Annotated in this window: 15 protein-coding genes; 10 read left to right on the forward strand and 5 right to left on the reverse strand. The window is 67.8% G+C overall.

Features of this window, described 5'->3' with window-relative positions; translation table 11 throughout:
- Positions 1–102 precede the first annotated feature (102 nt).
- Positions 103–1,065 carry an alpha/beta hydrolase gene (locus DIE21_RS17855; RefSeq protein WP_124498952.1) on the forward strand — a complete coding sequence of 321 codons (963 nt, stop codon included), beginning with the start codon at positions 103–105 and terminating at the stop codon, positions 1,063–1,065.
- On the opposite strand, the gene DIE21_RS17860 is transcribed toward DIE21_RS17855, so the two are convergent.
- Positions 1,035–1,877, reverse strand: a complete 843-nt coding sequence (locus DIE21_RS17860; protein ID WP_124498953.1) for an EcsC family protein — start codon at positions 1,875–1,877, stop codon at positions 1,035–1,037. The two genes, DIE21_RS17855 and DIE21_RS17860, sit on opposite strands and share 31 nt — an antisense overlap.
- Before the next feature lie 107 nt (positions 1,878–1,984).
- Here DIE21_RS17860 and DIE21_RS17865 point away from each other — a divergent pair, with 107 nt between their 5' ends.
- Both DIE21_RS17865 and DIE21_RS17870 read left to right on the forward strand, forming a co-directional pair.
- On the forward strand, positions 1,985–3,580 hold the full coding sequence (locus tag DIE21_RS17865; protein ID WP_124498954.1) for an MDR family MFS transporter: 1,596 nt from the start codon (positions 1,985–1,987) through the stop codon (positions 3,578–3,580).
- 34 nt (positions 3,581–3,614) lie between these two features.
- The gene (locus DIE21_RS17870) at positions 3,615–4,061 is read left to right on the forward strand and encodes a MarR family winged helix-turn-helix transcriptional regulator (RefSeq protein WP_124498955.1); all 447 of its coding nucleotides are present in this window, start codon (positions 3,615–3,617) and stop codon (positions 4,059–4,061) included.
- Positions 4,062–4,176: 115 nt separating this feature from the next.
- Here DIE21_RS17870 and DIE21_RS17875 read toward each other — a convergent pair whose 3' ends face one another.
- Complete coding sequence (locus DIE21_RS17875) at positions 4,177–4,758, reverse strand: DJ-1/PfpI family protein (protein WP_124498956.1); 582 nt, start codon at positions 4,756–4,758, stop codon at positions 4,177–4,179.
- A 164-nt stretch (positions 4,759–4,922) separates the two neighbouring features.
- Entirely contained in the window at positions 4,923–6,203 is a 1,281-nt protein-coding gene (locus DIE21_RS17880) for an amino acid deaminase (RefSeq protein WP_124498957.1), read from the reverse strand.
- Positions 6,204–6,322: 119 nt separating this feature from the next.
- Here DIE21_RS17880 and DIE21_RS17885 point away from each other — a divergent pair, with 119 nt between their 5' ends.
- The 3 genes from DIE21_RS17885 to DIE21_RS17895 all read left to right on the forward strand — a co-directional run bounded on the left by DIE21_RS17885 (position 6,323) and on the right by DIE21_RS17895 (position 9,258).
- Entirely contained in the window at positions 6,323–7,258 is a 936-nt protein-coding gene (locus DIE21_RS17885; protein WP_124499038.1) for a MurR/RpiR family transcriptional regulator, read from the forward strand.
- Positions 7,259–7,260: 2 nt separating this feature from the next.
- The gene (locus DIE21_RS17890; RefSeq protein ID WP_124498958.1) at positions 7,261–8,742 is read left to right on the forward strand and encodes an amidohydrolase family protein; all 1,482 of its coding nucleotides are present in this window, start codon (positions 7,261–7,263) and stop codon (positions 8,740–8,742) included.
- Between the two features lie 129 nt (positions 8,743–8,871).
- Positions 8,872–9,258, forward strand: a complete 387-nt coding sequence (locus DIE21_RS17895) for a RidA family protein (protein WP_006751946.1) — start codon at positions 8,872–8,874, stop codon at positions 9,256–9,258.
- 109 nt (positions 9,259–9,367) lie between these two features.
- Here DIE21_RS17895 and queF read toward each other — a convergent pair whose 3' ends face one another.
- Both queF and ilvA read right to left on the reverse strand, forming a co-directional pair.
- Positions 9,368–10,192, reverse strand: a complete 825-nt coding sequence (queF, locus tag DIE21_RS17900) for an NADPH-dependent 7-cyano-7-deazaguanine reductase QueF (protein WP_124498959.1) — start codon at positions 10,190–10,192, stop codon at positions 9,368–9,370.
- Positions 10,193–10,204: 12 nt separating this feature from the next.
- The gene (gene ilvA / locus DIE21_RS17905; RefSeq protein WP_124498960.1) at positions 10,205–11,728 is read right to left on the reverse strand and encodes a threonine ammonia-lyase, biosynthetic; all 1,524 of its coding nucleotides are present in this window, start codon (positions 11,726–11,728) and stop codon (positions 10,205–10,207) included.
- A gap of 575 nt (positions 11,729–12,303) precedes the next feature.
- Here ilvA and DIE21_RS17915 point away from each other — a divergent pair.
- From DIE21_RS17915 to ubiE, 4 genes are all read left to right on the forward strand, one after another.
- Complete coding sequence (locus DIE21_RS17915; protein WP_124498961.1) at positions 12,304–16,326, forward strand: DUF3683 domain-containing protein; 4,023 nt, start codon at positions 12,304–12,306, stop codon at positions 16,324–16,326.
- Positions 16,327–16,411: 85 nt separating this feature from the next.
- Positions 16,412–16,855, forward strand: a complete 444-nt coding sequence (locus tag DIE21_RS17920; protein WP_124498962.1) for an HIT family protein — start codon at positions 16,412–16,414, stop codon at positions 16,853–16,855.
- Positions 16,852–17,265, forward strand: coding sequence for a gamma-butyrobetaine hydroxylase-like domain-containing protein (locus DIE21_RS17925; RefSeq protein WP_124498963.1), 414 nt, complete (start codon positions 16,852–16,854; stop codon positions 17,263–17,265). Before DIE21_RS17920 ends, DIE21_RS17925 begins: the two co-directional genes overlap by 4 nt.
- Before the next feature lie 52 nt (positions 17,266–17,317).
- The gene (gene ubiE, locus DIE21_RS17930; RefSeq protein WP_124498964.1) at positions 17,318–18,049 is read left to right on the forward strand and encodes a bifunctional demethylmenaquinone methyltransferase/2-methoxy-6-polyprenyl-1,4-benzoquinol methylase UbiE; all 732 of its coding nucleotides are present in this window, start codon (positions 17,318–17,320) and stop codon (positions 18,047–18,049) included.
- The last annotated feature ends 4 nt before the right edge of the window (positions 18,050–18,053 follow it).

Consider the following 18,053-nt stretch of genomic DNA (forward strand, 5'->3'; position numbering starts at 1 on the left):
GCCGGCCAGCCGCGCACCGGCGTTTGATGTAGAGGCTCCCGTCGAGCGGCGCGGCAACGATCGCACGTACCATCGTCACACTGCGATGACGGAGTAGGTTCGATGAGTTGGCAAAGCAAGTTCGCGTGCTGGCTGCTGCGCTGGCAGTTTCGTCCCGAGACCACGCGCCCGGCGCTCGATCCTGCCCGCGCGCGGCGCTTCACCGACCTGAGAATGGTCGTGCCGCGTCGCGCGCCGCCGGGCTACCGGCTGCGCCAATGCTACGGTCCCGGCGACGCGCCGCTGCGCGGCGAATGGCTCGAACGCACGGACACGGTCGCCGCTCGCGGGCCCGGCCGCACGCTGCTGTACTTCCACGGCGGCGGCTACTACTTCTGTTCGACGAAAACCCATCGGCCGCTCGTGTTCGGCCTCACGAAGCGCGCGGGCGTGCGCTCGTTCTCGCTCGACTACCGGCTCGCGCCCGAAAACCGCTTCCCGGCCGCGCTCGACGACGCGCTGGCCGCGTACCGGCAATTGCTGGCGCTCGGCACGCCGCCCGAGTCGATCGTGTTGGGCGGCGATTCGGCGGGCGGCGGCCTCGCGCTCGCGACGCTCGTCGCGCTGCGCGACCGCGGCGAGCCGTTGCCGGCCGGCGCGATCCTGTTCTCGCCGTGGACCGACCTGGCCGGCACCGGCGGCACGATGCGCAGCAACGACGGCCGCGATCCGATGTTCGCGGCCGCGGCGCTGCCGAAGGCCGCGAAGCTGTATCTGGGAGAGGCGTCGGCGACGCATCCGTACGCGTCGCCGCTTTATGCGGATTTCACCGGGCTGCCGCCGCTGTTCATCCAGGCTGGCAGTACCGAGGTGCTGCTCGACGATTCGCGCCGCGTCGCCGACAGCGCGAAGGCGGCCGGCGTGCCGGTGCAGATCGAGGTGTGGCCCGGCATGCCGCACGTGTGGCAGCTCTACACGCCGATGGTGCCGGAGTCGCGCGACGCGCTCGACCGGGCGGCCGCGTTCCTGCGCAGCGTCGCGGTCGAGCGGGCGGTTCAGCGCGCGGGCGAGCCGTCGATCGCCTGATACGCGGCCTGCACGGCCACCGGGCCGTACTTGCGCTCGAGCCGGCGCACGGTGAAGTGGCCGTGCGCCATCTGCTGGAAGTGGTCGATGAACAGCGTGTTGACGGTCGCGCCGAGCACGGCTCCGATCGCCGGGATCGACTTCGCGGCCATCTGCTCGGTGACCTGCACCGAGAAGCGTGATGCCACCGTCTGCACGAGCTTGAACACCGCCGCCGAGCTGTGCGCGGCAATCCCTTTCGTCGTGATGTCCGACGACGCCTTCGAAATCGCCTGCGCGAGCGCGCCGCGCAGCACGAAATAGCCCAGATCGGCGTCCTCTTCCCGCTTGTCCGCGTTGCCGCCCATGCCGAGCACGGCCAGGCACTGCAGCTGCGTATCCACCGAGCCCAGGTCCTCGCCCTCGCTGCGCGCGATGTCGCAGACCGAGCGGAAGATCAGCGTGGTCGTCACCGGCAGCTCGACCGGCAGCGCGAGGAAGCCGAACGCGCCACCCGCCGCGCCGGTCGTCGCGACCGCGAGCTTGTGCAGCAGGTTGCTCGGCTTGTCCGGCTCGGCGTCGGGCGTCTGAGGGCTGCCGAGCGTGCGCAGCGCGATGTTCAGGCACTTGCGCAGCGCGAGCTGCGTCGCGTCGTTGATCTTGCCGGTCGCGAAGTCCGGCAGCCGCGCGATCATCTTCTCGACCGGCGCGCCCAGCACGCCCGTCAGCTTCATCGTCAGCGACGGGCTTTCCAGCACCTGCTTCGCGCGCCGCAGCGCGTCCTGGTCCTCCTGCGACAGCGTCGCGGCAGGCGTGATTGAAATCGGTTCCATCGTTCTCCTTGGCGGCCGGGGCAGGTTAAGCCGTCGCCAGCCTAGATTACTCCGGCATGCTAGAATTTTGAGATTGTTTGACTCGTCAAAAGTTGCATCAACAAAAAATGGCCGTCCATACTGCCGCCCACCATTCGAGCGGGCAAGTCCTGCCGTTCCGCGAATCGCTGCTGGCGATGATCGGGATTTCGTTCGTCACCATGCTCGTCGCGCTCGACCAGACGGTCGTCGGCACCGCGCTGCCGACCATCGTCGCCGAGTTGCGAGGCTTCGACCTGTACGCGTGGGTCGCGACCTCGTACCTGCTCAGTTCCGTGATCACCGTGCCGATCTTCGGCCGCCTCGGCGATTATTACGGGCGCAAGCCGTTCGTGATCGCATCGATCGTCGTGTTCACCGGCGCGTCGGTGCTGTGCGGGATGGCGAACGACATGCTGTTCCTGGTGCTCGCGCGCGGCCTGCAGGGGATCGGCGGCGGGATGCTGGTCGGCACCGCGTTCGCGTGCATTCCCGACCTGTTCCCCGATTCCGTCGTGCGGCTGCGCTGGCAGGTGCTGATGAGCTCCGCGTTCGGTATCGCGAACGCGGTCGGGCCGTCGCTCGGCGGGATCCTGACCCAGTCGTTCGGCTGGCGCTCGGTGTTCTACGTGAACCTGCCGGTCGGCCTGCTGTCGCTGTTCTTCGTGTGGCGCTACCTGCCGCACCTGCGGCATGTCGAGCACGACCGCAAGATGCGGCTCGACTGGCCGGGCGCGCTGCTGATCGCGCTGTCGCTCGGCGCGCTGCAGCTGTTCGTCGAATGGCTGCCGAAGTACGGCGTCGTGAGCTGGGCGTCGCTGCTGCTGGTCGTCGCGGTCGGCGCCGGCGTCGGTTTGTGGCATTGGGAAAAGCGCTGCGCGCAGCCGATTCTGCCGTTCGACATGTTCGGCAACCGCGCGCTGTCGGCGCTGTTCGTGCTTGCGATCCTCGCCGGCTTCTCGATGTTCTCGCTGCTGTTCTACGCGCCGCTGCTGTTCCAGGGCGGCTTCGGGATGTCGCCGAAGGAGGCGGGGCTCGTGATCACGCCGCTCGTCGTGTTCATCACGATCGGCAGCATCATGAACGGTCGCGTCGTCACGCGCATTCGCAATCCGAACGCGATGCTGCACGTCGGTTTCGTGCTGTTCGCGATCGCGTGCGCGGGCATCGTCGTGTCGACGCACACGACGCCGACCTGGGTGCTGATGGCGCTGATGGCCGCGGGCGGCATCGGCCTCGGTTTCGTGCTGCCGAACCTCACCGTGTTCGCGCAGCAGACGGCCGGCCGCGAACACCTTGGCATCGCGACCGCGCTGCTGCAGTCGCTGCGGATGGTCGGCGGGATGATCGGCACCGCGCTGACGGGCACGCTCGTCAACCAGCTGTATTCGAGCGGCGTGCGCGATGCGCTGTCGGGCGACCGCGCGCTGCAGTGGCACGCGCGGCTCGCCGATCCGCAGATCCTGATCGACCGCGCCGCGCAGGGCGGTCTCGTCGCGGAGCTGACCCGCGCCGGGCATAATGGCGCGCTGCTGCTCGAAGCGGCCCGCGAATCGCTGGTCGGCGCGATTCACCTGGGGGTCGCGATGGCGGCCGTCGTCGCCGTGGTGTCGGTGTGGCAGTGCCGCCGCGTGCCGCCGATCGCGCTGCGGCACAAGATCGAGCCGCATGTCGCGGCCGATTGACCGATTCACCGATTGAACGAACAGAACCGAGCGCATGGAAGAACAGGACCGCGTCGCGATCTTGCAGCAATTCGGACGCACGTATCGCGCGTTCATGACCGCCTTCGAAACGCACGTCGGGCAGCCGATGCCGCGCTGGCGGATCATGGTCGCGCTGCACACGATGGGCGGGCATTCGTCGCAGAAGAAGCTCGTCGAGGTGCTGCGCATCGATCCGGGCGCGCTCACGCGCCAGCTGAAATCGCTCGACGCGCTCGGCTGGATCGAGCGCGCGTCCGATGCCCGCGACAACCGCGTGACCAACGTCACGCTGACCGCCGATGGGCGCGCCGCGTTCGACGCGTGCCTGCCGCGCCGCAAGGCGTTTCTCGAACAGACGATGGCGCAACTGCCGGACGACGTGCTGACCGCGCTGTCGGGCGCGCTCGCGATGCTGGAGTCGCGGATCGCGGAGGTCGGCTCGACGCCGGCATCGCGCTGAAGGGCGGGAAGCAGCGCGCCGGCGCGCTCCCGCCGGCCGTTCGTGACCGGCGCGGCACACGGGTCGCACGAACCCGCCGCCGGCCGGCGTTTCATTTCATCTCATTCGACTTCGTTCACAGCTCGATGCGCGTGCCCAGCAGCGCGAGGAACTGGGCGAGCCACGCCGGATGCGCGGGCCATGCGGGCGCGGTGACGAACGGCGCGTCGGTCACGGCCGCATCGACCGGGATGTCCGCGTACTCGCCGCCCGCGAGCTTCACTTCGGGCGCGCAGGCCGGGTAGGCGGAGATGCGTTTGCCGCGGATCACGTCGGCGGCCGCGAGCAGCTGCGCCGCATGGCAGATCGCTGCGATCGGCTTGCCGGCTTCCGCGAACGCGCGCACCAGCGCGATCACCTTCGCATCGAGACGCAGGTATTCGGGTGCGCGGCCGCCCGCGATCGCGAGCGCGTCGTAGCCCGACGCATCGACGTCGTCGAACGTCGCATTGAGCGTGAACTGGTGGCCGGGTTTTTCGGTGTAGGTCTGGTCGCCCTCGAAATCGTGGATCGCGGTCTTGACCTTGTCGCCCGCGCGCTTGCCCGGGCAGACTGCATCGACGCGATGGCCGACGGCCTGCAGCGCCTGGAACGGCACCATCGTTTCGTAGTCTTCGGCGAAATCACCGGTCAGGAACAGGATCTTCTTCGCGGCCATGGCTTTCTCCATTGAACAGCGTTGAGGGTCCGTTCGCGCCGTGAGCAGCAGACGGGCGCTACGGCGGCGAAACGGCCCCGAGGACGAAAGCGCAGTGTACTCCGGCAGATTGAAGCGCGCGTGACGGCCGCCCCGCGCGGCGGCGGGGCGGTGCGCGCGGGGCGTCAGAAGAACGTTTCGACGACTTCCGTCACGCGGAACTGCGGATCGAGGACGAGCAGCTGGCGCCACTTGTCGAACGTCAGGCACGGGTGCGAGATGTCGAACGCGACCATGTCGCCGACCTTCACGTCCGCGCCCGGCGGGATCTGCAGGTACGCGTGCTGATCCATCATCCCGGTGACGGCCCAGCCCTCGCTCGCGGCGACGTCGCGCGGCGCGCTGTCGCGGCCCGGGCGGAAGTGGCGCGCCGGCTCGGGCATGCCCGCGTCGAACGCCGCGTCGCGCTTGCCGAGCGCGATGATCGCGCGATCGGGTTCCGGCACCGACTGCACGTACGCCCACAGCTGCAGCGCCGGCAGCAGCCCTTCGCCCATCCTGCGGGCGATCGGGTTGCGCGCGAACACGTCGGTCTGCGCCTTCTTGTAGATGCCGACGTCGTGCGTCAGGTAGCAGCCCGGACGCAGCACGACTTCCGCGAAGCCGGCGTCGGACGCCTTCGCGAATTCCTCCGCGACCACGTCGTACCATGCCGAGCCGGCACCCGACAGGATCGCCGGCGTGCGCGCGAAACGGCCGGCCTCGGCCAGCTCGCGCGTGAGCGCGACCGCGTCCTGCAGGAACGCGCGAATCTCGCCTTCCTCCTTCAGCACGCCTTCGTAGAGTTCGATGCCGGCCAGCTTCAGCGTGTCCGGGTAGCGCGCGATCGCGTCGAGCACGGCCTTGCGCTGCGCGGCGTCGCGCACGCCCGCGCGGCCGCCCGGCACGCCGAGCTCGATCAGCACGTTCAGCGTCTTTTTCGCGTCGCCGAAGAAGCGGCCGAGCTGGTCGACGCTGTCGGCCGAATCGACCAGGCAGAAGAATTCGAAGTCAGGGTCGGACAGCAGCTCCGCGATGATCGTCATGTTCTGGCGGCCGACCAGCTGGTTCGCGAGCAGCACGCGCCGCACGCCGCCGTGATAGGCCGCTTGCGTCTGGTGCGCGGTCGCCAGCGTGATGCCCCATGCGCCGGCCGCGAGCTGGCGGCGGAACAGTTGCGGCGCCATCGTCGTCTTGCCGTGCGGCGCGAACTGGGCGCCGTACTGCTGGACGAACGCCTGCATCCAGTTCAGATTGTGTTCGATGCGATCCGCGTACAGCACGGCGGCCGGCAGGCTGACGTCTTCCGCGAGCAGGCTCCACTCGAGGCGGCCTGCGTCGTCGAGCGGCACGCTCGCGCTCGGCAGGTTGCCGAGGCCCTTGCCCAACGGATTGATTGTCGGTTCCTGATAGTTTGTAACTTTCATGTCATCCCGCTCCATCATCACTATGCATTGCACTGAAGTTGACATGCAGATGGTACAGAAAGTAGCATCGGCGCGGTGATGTTATTTAGTATCATAAGGTGCCACACCCCTTTCAGCAGATGAATTCGCCCGCCACCCCGTCCGCTCCGTTCGCCGCCGCGCAACCGGCTCCGGTCGCCCAGCCGGTCCTCGACATCGTCGCGCGGATCGCCGAATGCGCGCCCGAGCTGCGCGAGGCCGAACGCAAGGTCGCGGCATTCATCCTCGCCGATCTCGCGCGCGCCGCCCATGCGAGCATCGGTGCGCTCGCGCGCGACGCGGAGGTCAGCGTCGCGACGGTCACGCGTTTCGCGAAGGCCGTCGGCTGCCGCGACGTGCGCGAACTGAAGGTGCTCGTCGCGCAGGCGGCGGCCGTCGGCCAGCGCTTTCTCGTGCCGTCCGGCGAGCATTCCGAAGAAGACGCGAGCCCGGCATCGGTCGTCTATGACGAGATCCGCGTGGCGCTCGCGCACAACCACCAGCTGCTGCGCAACACGTCGTTCGACGCGGCGGCCGACCTGCTCGCCGGCGCGAAGATGATCTACGTGTACGGGCAGGGCGGCGGCTCGACCGCGCTCGCCGACGAATTGCGCTTCCGGCTCGTGCGCTTCGGCCGGCCGGTCGCGAGCTACCAGGACAGCCTGCTGCAGCGGATGGTGTCGGCGACGCTGTCGCGCGACGCGGTGGTCGTCGCGCTGTCGGTGAGCGGGCGCGTGCCCGAGCTGCTCGAGAGCTGCCGCCTCGCGAAGCGCTACGGCGCGAAGCTGATCGCGATCACCGCGCCGGCTTCGCCGCTCGCGAAGCTCGCCGACCACCTGATCCCGGTCGTCGCGTTCGAAACCGACTTCATTTACAAGCCTTCGACATCGCGCTACGCGATGATGATGGCGATCGACGTGCTCGTCACCGGAGTCGCGCTGCGGCTCGGCGATGCGGGCCGGGAATCGCTGCGCCGCATCAAGCATGCGCTCGACGCGCACCGCGGCGGCGGAGACCGTCAACCGGTAGGAGACTGACCATGCATTCGCATCCCGAAGCCGCCGATACGCTGATCGTCGGCGCGCAGCTGTACGACGGCACCGGCGCACCGCCCGTCACGCGCGACGTCGCGATCCGCAACGGCGTGATCGCGGCGATCGGCAACCTGTCGAACTGGCTCGCCGAGACGGTCGTCGATGCGAACGGCCGCGCGCTCGCGCCGGGCTTCGTCGACGTCCACACGCACGACGACACGCACGTGATCTGCGCGCCGGAGATGCTGCCGAAGATCTCGCAGGGCGTGACGACCGTGATCGTCGGCAACTGCGGGATCAGCGCGTCGCCGGTGACGCTCGCGGGCGATCCGCCCGACCCGATGAACCTGCTCGGCGATCGCGACGCGTTCCGCTACCCGACCTTCGCCGCCTATGTCGCGGCCGTGAACGATGCGCGCCCGGCCGTGAACGTCGCGGCGCTCGTCGGGCACACCGCGCTGCGCAACAACCAGATGGACCGCCTCGACCGCGCGGCGACCGACGGCGAAATCGCCGGGATGCGCACCCAGCTCGAGGAGGCGCTCGCGAACGGCGCGCTCGGGCTGTCGTCGGGCCTTGCGTACGGCTCTGCATTCGCGGCGCCGGCCGAGGAGGTGATGGCGCTTGCCGAGCCGCTCGCGAATGCGGGCGCGCTGTACACGACCCACATGCGCACGGAGTTCGACGCGATCCTCGACGCGATGGACGAGGCCTACCGCGTCGGCCGTCACGCGCAGGTGCCGGTCGTGATCTCGCACCTGAAATGCGCGGGCCCGTCGAACTGGGGGCGCAGCACCGAGGTGCTCGCATCGCTCGAAGGCGCGCGCCGCTACCAGCCGGTCGGCTGCGACTGCTATCCGTACAGCCGCAGCTCGTCGACGCTCGACCTGAAGCAGGTGACGGGCGACATCGACATCACGATCACATGGTCGGAGCCGCATCCGGAAGTGGCGGGCAAGCTGCTGAAGGCGATCGCGGCGGAGTGGGGCGTGACCGAGCAGGAAGCCGCGCAGCGCATCCGCCCGGCCGGCGCCGTGTACCACAACATGTCCGAGGACGACGTGCGCCGGATCCTGTCGCACCCGGCGACGATGGTCGGCTCCGACGGCCTGCCGAACGATCCGCTGCCGCACCCGCGGCTGTGGGGCGCGTTCCCGCGCGTGCTCGGCCATTACGTGCGCGACACGAACCTGCTGCCGCTCGAGGAGGCGATCCGCAAGATGACGTCGCTGTCCGCGCGCCGCTACGGGATCGCGCGGCGCGGCGAAGTGCACGTCGGCTACCACGCGGATCTCGTGCTGTTCGATCCGGCGCGCGTGCTCGATGCCGCGACGTTCGAGCAGCCGCAGCAGCCCGCGCACGGGATCGACGCGGTATGGGTGAACGGCGTGCTGACCTACGAGAACGGCCAGCCGACCGGCGCGCGCGCCGGCGGCTTCGTCGCGCGCGGCGAGCGCGTGCCGGTGGGGGCCGACGCCGCGTTCTGAACGCGGTCCCGATCCGATTTGCCGCGTGCGCCATGTCGGCGCGCGCATCCGCAACCGTGCGTTGCATGGGACTGGTGCGGGCGCTGACGCTTGCGCGCCGATGCCGGTCGACAAACCAGGAGTGAAACGATGAAGCGATATGGCGTAGGCGAGGCGAAGGGTACCGGCGGCCAGGTGATGCCGTTTGCACGCGCGGTCGAGGCCGACGGCTGGCTGTACGTGTCGGGCCAGACGCCGATGGTGAACGGCGAGGTCGTCGAAGGCGGGATCGTCACGCAGTCGAAGCAGACAATCGAGAACGTGATCGCGATCCTGAAGGAAGCCGGCTACGGTCTCGAGCACGTCGTGCGCTGCGGCGTGTGGCTCGACGACGCACGCGATTTCGCGTCGTTCAACAAGGTGTTCGTGTCGTACTTCGGCGAGCATCCGCCGGCCCGCGCGTGCGTGCAGTCGAGCATGGTCATCGACTGCAAGGTCGAGGTCGACTGCATCGCTTACAAGGCGCCTGCGAAGTAACGCGCGCGCTTCCCGCGCACGGAAAAACAGCCCCGCCGGCGCGAGCCGGCGGGGCTGTTTCGTTTCGGGTGGGCCGCGACCGCTGGCCGCTATCGCCTGCCGGCGCGTGTCACTGCCGCGCAGTCCGCGCGTTGTCCGGCATCGGCTGGTTGTAGTTCGTGCGGAACGGGTTGATGTCGAGCCCGCCGCGGCGCGTATAGCGCGCGTACACCGCGAGCTTCACCGGTTTGCATGCGTGCAGGATGTCGAGGAAGATGCGCTCGACGCACTGCTCATGAAAGCCCGTGTGATTGCGAAACGAGATGATGTAGCGCAGCAGGCCCGCATGGTCGATCTGCGGGCCGACGTAGTGGATCTGCACGCTGCCCCAGTCGGGCTGGCCGGTGACCGGGCAGTTCGAGCGCAGCAGGTCGGACACGAGCGTCTCCTCGACCGGCGCTTCGTCCTGGGCGGCCGACAGCAGCGACGGATCGGGTTCGTACACGTCGGTGTCGAGGTCGAGCCGGTCGAGCGACAGCCCGTCGAGCTCCTCCATCTCGAGCTTGCCGAAATCATGCGGCGACACGAGCTGTACCGACACGCTCGCGCCGCACGCGGCCGACACGTCGCGCTTCAACACGTCGCGCACCGCGTCGACCGAGTCGAACTTCGATTGCGCGAACGCGCCGAGATACAGCTTGAACGACTTCGATTCGACGATGTTCGGCGATTCGGCCGGCACGAAGAACGTCGCGACCGCGAGCTGCGGCTTGCCGCGCGCGTTGAGCCACGACAGCTCGTACGCATTCCAGATGTCGGTGCCGAAGAACGGCAGCGCCGACGTGATGCCGAGCTGCTCGCGCGCTCCGGCGCGCGGGATCGGAAACAGCAGCGACGCGTCGTACCGGGCTGCGTAGACGGTGGCCTTGCCGAGCGGGGAATGTTCGGGATTCATTGCGTGACGCCTTTACGACAGGAAGAGGCGGTAGGCCGGATTGGCGCTCTCTTCGACATACGGATAGCCGAGCGCGGCGAGGAAGCGTTCGAACTCGGCATGATCGGCCTGCGGCACCTGCAGCCCGACGAGGATCGAGCTGTAGTCCGCGCCCTGGTTGCGGTAGTGGAACAGGCTGATGTTCCAGTCCGGCGCCATCGACGACAGGAACTTCATCAGCGCGCCCGGCCGTTCCGGGAATTCGAAGCGGAACAGGCGTTCATCGAGCGCGAGCGGCGAGCGGCCGCCCACCATGTAGCGGATATGCTCCTTCGACAGCTCGTCGTGCGTCAGGTCGACGGTCTGGAAGCCGTGCGACTCGAAGTTCGCGGCGATCTCGGCCGATTCGCCGCGCCGCTTGATCTGCACGCCGACGAAGATGTGCGCGGATTGCGCATCGGCGATCCGGTAATTGAACTCGGTCACGTTGCGATCGCCGACGAGCGAGCAGAAGCGCTTGAAGCTGCCGCGTTCCTCGGGGATCGTGACCGCGAACACGGCCTCGCGTGCCTCGCCGACTTCCGCGCGCTCGGCAACGAAGCGCATCCGGTCGAAGTTCATGTTCGCGCCGGACGTGACCGCGACGAGCGTCTGGTTCTCGATCCCTTCGCGTTCGGCATAGCGTTTCGCGCCGGCGACCGCGAGCGCGCCGGACGGCTCGAGCACGCTGCGCGTGTCCTGGAACACGTCCTTGATCGCCGCGCACAGCGCGTCGGTGTCGACGGTCACGACGCCGTCGAGGAATTCGCGGCAGAGCCGGAAGGTTTCCTCGCCGACGAGCTTCACCGCGGTGCCGTCCGCGAACAGGCCGACCTCGGCCAGCTCGACGCGCTCGCCTTTTTGCAGCGACTGCGCCATCGCGCACGAATCCTCGGCCTGCACGCCGAACACCTTGATCTCCGGCCGCACCGCTTTTACATAGGCAGCCACGCCGGCCGCGAGCCCGCCGCCGCCGATCGGCACGAAGATCGCGTGAATCGGGCCCTGGTGCTGACGCAGGATTTCCATCGCGATCGTGCCCTGGCCGGCGATCACGTACGGATCGTCGAACGGGTGTACGAACGTGAGGTCGCGTTCCGCCTGCACCTTGACTGCATGCGCGTATGCATCGCTGTACGACTCGCCCGCCTGGATCACCTCGACGCTCGGGCCGCCGTGCGCGCGCACCGCATCGACCTTCACCTGCGGCGTCGTGACGGGCACGACGATCACGGCCTTGATGCCCATCCGGGCCGCCGAGAACGCGACGCCCTGCGCGTGGTTGCCTGCCGACGCCGTAATCACGCCGCGCGCGAGCGCATCGGCCGGAATGTGCGCCATCTTGTTGTACGCGCCGCGCAGCTTGAACGAGAACACCGGCTGGTTGTCCTCGCGCTTCAGGTAGACGGGGTTGCGCAGCCGGGCCGACAGGTTGCGGGCGGGTTCGAGTTCCGTCTCGAGGGCGACGTCGTAGACGCGCGCGGTGAGGATTTTCTTCAGGTAATCGTGGGATGCCATGGGCGCTCGCGTGCAGTGCGGAAGCAGACGGTAAAGGATCAATGATAGCGCCAAGGGTCCGCCCGCACGCAAGCGGCATGCCGGGCGCACCGTCGCGGAACCGGGGCGGCGGGCGTGTTTGCCGCGTGGCGCGCCCCTTTTTACCGGTTTAACCGCGCGGTTACCGACCGGACGGATGGCGAATCCCGGCGTAAAATCGTGCCGAACCAGGCCTGGCGCGGGTTGCGGCGATAGCCCCACGGCCTGTCCGGCGTGTCACGCATGGGCCGATCATGGGTTAGAATTCCGTTTTGAATCAAGGATCGGAAGATGCAGAGGCACCCTCGGATCGCTCCGTTGAAGCCGTCGCCGCGCGCAGCCAGCCCCGCGGCGCAGCGGCATGCGCGCCGCGCGCGATCGTGCTGATGGCCCCGAGTGCCGCCAGGCCCTGCCGGCCCGGAACGGTGAGTCCAGACCCGCTCCGGCCCCATGCGAGATAGTCGCGCGCCTGGCACCAGAACAGATTTCCCCAAGATTGCGCCTACGCGCTTGCCGACGCCCGTGCACGGTGTATCGGCCCTCCGAGTCGTCCGAACATGAACGCACCACAAGTTTTCGATCCGCATGGCGCGGCCGCCGCCGTCGCCGCCGACCCCGCGCCCCGACTGCGCGAGATCCCCTACAACTACACGTCCTTCTCCGACCGCGAGATCGTGATCCGCCTGCTCGGCGAGGAGGCGTGGTCGGTACTCGACGAACTGCGCGCCGAACGCCGCACGGGCCGCTCGGCACGGATGCTGTATGAAGTGCTCGGCGACATCTGGGTCGTGCGCCGCAACCCGTACCTGCAGGACGACCTGCTCGACAATCCGAAGCGCCGCGCGCTCCTGATCGAGGCGCTGAACCACCGCCTGACCGAGATCGGCAAGCGCCGCCGCGCCGACCTGACCGCGCACCACGACGACGCGGGCCGCGAACGCGCCGGACGCGTCGAGATGCTCGAGGCCGCCGCGCAGCGCGCGGTCGACGAGTTCGCCGACGAATTCGACAAGATGGCCGACCTGCGCCGCCGCGCGACCAAGGCGCTCGGCCGCTGCACGCAGAAGGACAATATCCGCTTCGACGGGCTGTCGCGCGTGTCGCACGTGACCGACGCGACCGACTGGCGCGTCGAATACCCGTTCGTCGTGCTGACCCCCGATACCGAAGCCGAGATCGCGGGGCTGATCAAGGCCTGCTTCGAGCTCGGCCTGACCGTGATCCCGCGCGGCGGCGGCACCGGCTATACGGGCGGCGCGGTGCCGCTCACGCCGTTCTCCGCGGTGATCAACACCGAGAAGCTCGAACAGCTCGGCGCGGTCGAGCTCACCGAGCTGCCGGGCGTCGCGCACAAGGTGCCGACGATCTTCTCCGGCGCGGGCGTCGTCACGCGCCGCGTGACCGAGGCGGCCGAGGCGGCCGGCTACGTGTTCGCGGTCGATCCGACCTCGCTCGACGCGTCGTGCATCGGCGGCAACGTCGCGATGAACGCCGGCGGCAAGAAGGCCGTGCTGTGGGGCACCGCGCTCGACAACCTGGCGTGGTGGCGGATGGTCGACCCGGACGGCAACTGGCTCGAAGTCACGCGCCACGAGCACAACCAGGGCAAGATCCACGACATCGCGGTCGCGCGTTTCGAGCTGAAGTGGTTCGACGGTGCGCATGCGCCGGGCGAGAAGCTGCTGAAGACCGAGATGCTCGAGATCGAAGGCCGCCGGTTCCGCAAGGAAGGCCTCGGCAAGGACGTGACCGACAAGTTCCTCGCGGGCCTGCCGGGCGTGCAGAAGGAAGGCTGCGACGGGCTGATCACGTCCGCGCGCTGGGTGCTGCACAAGATGCCCGCGCACACGCGCACCGTCTGCCTCGAGTTCTTCGGCCAGGCGCGCGAGGCGATCCCGAGCATCGTCGAGATCAAGGACTACCTGTTCGAGACGTCGAAGCAGGGCGGCGCGATCCTCGCGGGCCTCGAGCACCTCGACGAGCGCTACCTGCGCGCGGTCGGCTACGCGACCAAGAGCAAGCGCAACGCATTCCCCAAGATGGTGCTGATCGGCGACATCGTCGGCGATGACGCAGATGCGGTCGCGCACGCGACATCCGAAGTGATCCGGATGGCGAACGGCAAGAGCGGCGAAGGCTTCGTCGCGATCAGCGCGGAGGCGCGCAAGCGCTTCTGGCTCGACCGCAGCCGCACGGCCGCGATCGCGAAGCACACGAACGCGTTCAAGATCAACGAAGACGTCGTCATCCCGCTGAACCGGATGGGCGAGTACACCGACGGCATCGAGCGGATCAACATCGAGCTGTCGCTGAAGAACAAGCTGCAGCTCGTCGACGCGCTCGAGGCGTTTTTCCGCGCCGGCAACCTGCCGCTCGGCAAGACCGACGACGCGAACGAGATCCCGAGCGCCGAACTGCTCGAGGATCGTGTCCAGCAGGCGCTGGAGTTGCTCAAGCGCGTGCGCGCGCGCTGGGAATTCGTGCGCGACCGGCTCGACCAGCCGCTGCGCGAGGCGCAGCACTACCTCGTGCAGCTCGGTTACGAGGCGCTCGCCGAGAAGTTCGCCGACCGTGCGGACGAGCAGCCGGGCGCGACCGTGTTCCACATCACGCAGGACCGCACGGTCCGCATCTCGTGGAAGCAGGAGATCCGCGCGGAGCTGCGCGCGATCTTCAACGGCGGCGCGTTCAAGCAGATCCTCGACGAAGCGCAGGCGATCCACAAGCAGGTGCTGCGCGGCCGCGTGTTCGTCGCGCTGCACATGCACGCGGGCGACGGCAACGTCCACACCAACCTGCCGGTCAACTCCGACAACTACGAGATGCTGCAGGATGCGCACGCGGCGGTTGCGCGCATCATGACGCTCGCGCGCTCGCTCGACGGCGTGATCTCCGGCGAGCACGGGATCGGCATCACGAAGCTCGAGTTCCTGACCGACGACGAGATCGCCGAATTCCGCGCGTACAAGCAGCGCGTCGACCCGAACGGCCGCTTCAACAAGGGCAAGCTGCTCGACGGCGCCGATCTTCGCAACGCGTACACGCCGAGCTTCGGGCTGATGGGCTACGAGTCGCTGATCATGCAGCAGTCCGACATCGGCGCGATCGCCGATTCGGTGAAGGACTGCCTGCGCTGCGGCAAGTGCAAGCCGGTGTGCGCGACCCACGTGCCGCGCGCGAACCTGCTGTACAGCCCGCGCAACAAGATCCTCGCGACCTCGCTCTTGGTCGAGGCGTTCCTGTACGAGGAACAGACGCGCCGCGGCGTGTCGATCAAGCACTGGGACGAGTTCAACGACGTGGCCGACCACTGCACGGTGTGCCACAAGTGCGCGACGCCGTGCCCGGTGAAGATCGACTTCGGCGACGTCACGATGAACATGCGCAACCTGTTGCGCAAGATGGGCAAGAAGAAGTTCAACGCCGGCAATGCGGCGGGCATGTTCTTCCTGAACGCGACCAATCCGCAGACGATCAACGCCGCGCGCGGCGTGATGATGGGCGTCGGCTACAAGGTGCAGCGCTTCGCGAACGACATGCTGAAGAAGGTCGTGACGAAGCAGACGCAGCACCCGCCGGCAACGGTCGGCAAGCCGCCCGTCGTCGAGCAGGTGATCCACTTCGTCAACAAGAAGATGCCGGGCAACCTGCCGAAGAAGACGGCGCGCGCGCTGCTCGACATCGAGGACAACAAGATCGTGCCGATCATCCGCAACCCGAAGTCGACGACCGTCGATTCGGAAGCGGTGTTCTACTTCCCGGGCTGCGGCTCCGAGCGCCTGTTCTCGCAGGTCGGCCTCGCGACGCAGGCGATGCTGTGGGAAGCCGGCGTGCAGACCGTCTTGCCGCCGGGCTACCTGTGCTGCGGTTATCCGCAGCGCGGCTCGGGCCAGTACGACAAGGCCGAGAAGATCGTCACCGACAACCGCGTGCTGTTCCACCGCGTCGCGAACACGCTGAACTACCTCGACATCAAGACGGTGGTCGTGTCGTGCGGCACCTGCTACGACCAGCTCGCGGGCTATGAATTCGACAAGATCTTCCCGGGCTGCCGGATCATCGACATCCACGAGTTCCTGCTCGAGAAGGGGATGAAGCTCGACGGCGTGACGGGCACGCGCTACATGTATCACGACCCGTGCCACACGCCGATCAAGACGATGGACCCGGTGAAGCTCGTCAACGAACTGATGGGCGCGGAGAAGGACGGCTACCGGATCGAGAAGAACGAGCGCTGCTGCGGCGAATCGGGCACGCTCGCGGTCACGCGTCCGGACATCTCGACGCAGGTCCGCTTCCGCAAGGAAGAGGAGATCCGCAAGGGGGCCGCCAAGCTGCGCAGCATCCCGGTCGTGGCCGGCAGCGCGCCGGCGCCGGCCGCGGCCGCGAACGGCCCGGACGTGAAGATCCTGACGAGCTGCCCGTCGTGCCTGCAGGGCCTGTCGCGCTACAACGAGGATGCGAACATCGAGGCCGACTACATCGTCGTCGAAATCGCGCGCCAGGTGCTCGGCGAGAACTGGATGGCCGACTATGTCGCACACGCGAACAATGGCGGGATCGAGCGCGTGCTGGTCTAATGCGGGCATGATGACCGCCCGGCCGGGCTAGGGATGAGCGGGCGCCGGCGCATGAGCGCCGGCGCCCGCCCACATGGGAGCGACGATGGAATGTGTGTTTTGCCGTGAAGACGGCGGCGAGGTGCTCTGGCAGGACGACATGCTGCGCGTCGTCCTCGCGGCGGGCGAGCACGAGTACCCGGGCTTCTGCCGGGTGATCTGGGGCGCGCACGTGGCCGAGTTCTCCGATCTCGGCGAGCCCGAGCGGGCACACCTGATGCGCGTGGTGTACGCGGTGGAGCGGGCCGTGCGCCGCGTGATGCAGCCGAACAAGGTGAATCTCGCGAGCCTCGGCAACATGGTGCCGCACGTGCACTGGCACGTGATTCCGCGCTTCTCGAACGACGCCCATTTCCCGCAGCCCGTCTGGGCGCCACGCCAGCGCGGCGTGTCCGAGGCGCTGCTGCGCACGCGCGCGGCGCAGGCCTCGCTGCTGCACAATGCGGTGCGCGAGGAAATTCAACGAACGACCGATCCGAGGCAGCCATGAGCGGTTTGACTTCCACGACGCCGATTCCGTCCGGCGTCGTCGTGCACGCGGTGTCGCGCGTGCTCGAATTGCAGTACCCGAACGGCGAGAGTTACCGGATTCCGTTCGAGCTGATGCGCGTCTGTTCGCCGTCGGCCGAGGTGCGCGGCCACGGGCCCGGCCAGGAGACGCTGCAGACCGGCAAGCGCGAGGTGACGATCACCGCGCTCGAGGGCGTGGGCAACTACGCGCTGCAGCCGACGTTCTCCGACGGCCATTCGACCGGCATCTACTCGTGGGACCTGCTGTACGAACTGGCGACGCAGCAGGACGCGCTGTGGCGCGACTATTTCGACAAACTGAAGGCGGCGGGCGTCGAGCGCGACGCGCCGATGCCGGCGGCCTCCGCGCCGCACGGCCACTGCCACTGAAATCGACGGCGCCCGCTCGGCGCCGTCTTGCCATTTACTGAGGATCAACGCGATGAGCAAAACCCACTTCGGCTTCGAAAGCGTCGAGGAAAACGAAAAAGCGAAGAAAGTGGCGGGCGTGTTCCATTCGGTCGCGAGCAACTACGATCTGATGAACGACCTGATGTCGGCCGGCATGCACCGCGCGTGGAAGGCGTTCACGATCGCGCAGGCGAACGTGCGCCCCGGCTTCAAGGTGCTCGACCTTGCAGCCGGCACCGGCGACCTGACCAAGGCGTTCGCGAAGGCGGCCGGGCCGACGGGCGAGGTCTGGCACACGGACATCAACGAATCGATGCTGCGCGTCGGCCGCGACCGGCTGCTCGACAAGGGTATCGTGACGCCGTCGCTCCTGTGCGACGCGGAGAAAATTCCCTTTCCGGACAACTACTTCGATGTGGTCACGGTCGCATTCGGGCTGCGCAACATGACGCACAAGGATGCCGCGCTGGCCGAGATGCGCCGCGTGACGAAGCCCGGCGGCCGCGTGATGGTGCTGGAATTCTCGAAAGTCTGGGATCCGCTGAAAAAAGCGTACGATCTGTATTCTTTCAAAGTATTACCGTGGCTTGGCGACAAGTTCGCGAAAGATGCTGAAAGTTACCGGTATCTTGCTGAATCTATCCGGATGCACCCCGATCAGGACACGCTGAAGACGATGATGGAACAAGCGGGCCTCGATGCCGTCAAATATTACAATTTGTCAGGTGGCGTGGTAGCTTTACACATGGGAGCCAAGTACTAAGGGG

This window comes from Burkholderia sp. Bp9140 (assembly GCF_003853425.1).
Lineage (GTDB): Bacteria > Pseudomonadota > Gammaproteobacteria > Burkholderiales > Burkholderiaceae > Burkholderia.

Bases quoted from the DNA above. Each gene is read 5' to 3' on its own strand.
- DIE21_RS17855 (WP_124498952.1), top strand. From the start codon at position 103: ATGAGTTGGCAAAGCAAGTTCGCGTGCTGGCTGCTGCGCTGGCAGTTT.
- DIE21_RS17860 (WP_124498953.1), bottom strand. From the start codon at position 1,877: ATGGAACCGATTTCAATCACGCCTGCCGCGACGCTGTCGCAGGAGGAC.
- DIE21_RS17865 (WP_124498954.1), top strand. From the start codon at position 1,985: ATGGCCGTCCATACTGCCGCCCACCATTCGAGCGGGCAAGTCCTGCCG.
- DIE21_RS17870 (WP_124498955.1), top strand. From the start codon at position 3,615: ATGGAAGAACAGGACCGCGTCGCGATCTTGCAGCAATTCGGACGCACG.
- DIE21_RS17875 (WP_124498956.1), bottom strand. From the start codon at position 4,758: ATGGCCGCGAAGAAGATCCTGTTCCTGACCGGTGATTTCGCCGAAGAC.
- DIE21_RS17880 (WP_124498957.1), bottom strand. From the start codon at position 6,203: ATGAAAGTTACAAACTATCAGGAACCGACAATCAATCCGTTGGGCAAG.
- DIE21_RS17885 (WP_124499038.1), top strand. From the start codon at position 6,323: ATGAATTCGCCCGCCACCCCGTCCGCTCCGTTCGCCGCCGCGCAACCG.
- DIE21_RS17890 (WP_124498958.1), top strand. From the start codon at position 7,261: ATGCATTCGCATCCCGAAGCCGCCGATACGCTGATCGTCGGCGCGCAG.
- DIE21_RS17895 (WP_006751946.1), top strand. From the start codon at position 8,872: ATGAAGCGATATGGCGTAGGCGAGGCGAAGGGTACCGGCGGCCAGGTG.
- queF (WP_124498959.1), bottom strand. From the start codon at position 10,192: ATGAATCCCGAACATTCCCCGCTCGGCAAGGCCACCGTCTACGCAGCC.
- ilvA (WP_124498960.1), bottom strand. From the start codon at position 11,728: ATGGCATCCCACGATTACCTGAAGAAAATCCTCACCGCGCGCGTCTAC.
- DIE21_RS17915 (WP_124498961.1), top strand. From the start codon at position 12,304: ATGAACGCACCACAAGTTTTCGATCCGCATGGCGCGGCCGCCGCCGTC.
- DIE21_RS17920 (WP_124498962.1), top strand. From the start codon at position 16,412: ATGGAATGTGTGTTTTGCCGTGAAGACGGCGGCGAGGTGCTCTGGCAG.
- DIE21_RS17925 (WP_124498963.1), top strand. From the start codon at position 16,852: ATGAGCGGTTTGACTTCCACGACGCCGATTCCGTCCGGCGTCGTCGTG.
- ubiE (WP_124498964.1), top strand. From the start codon at position 17,318: ATGAGCAAAACCCACTTCGGCTTCGAAAGCGTCGAGGAAAACGAAAAA.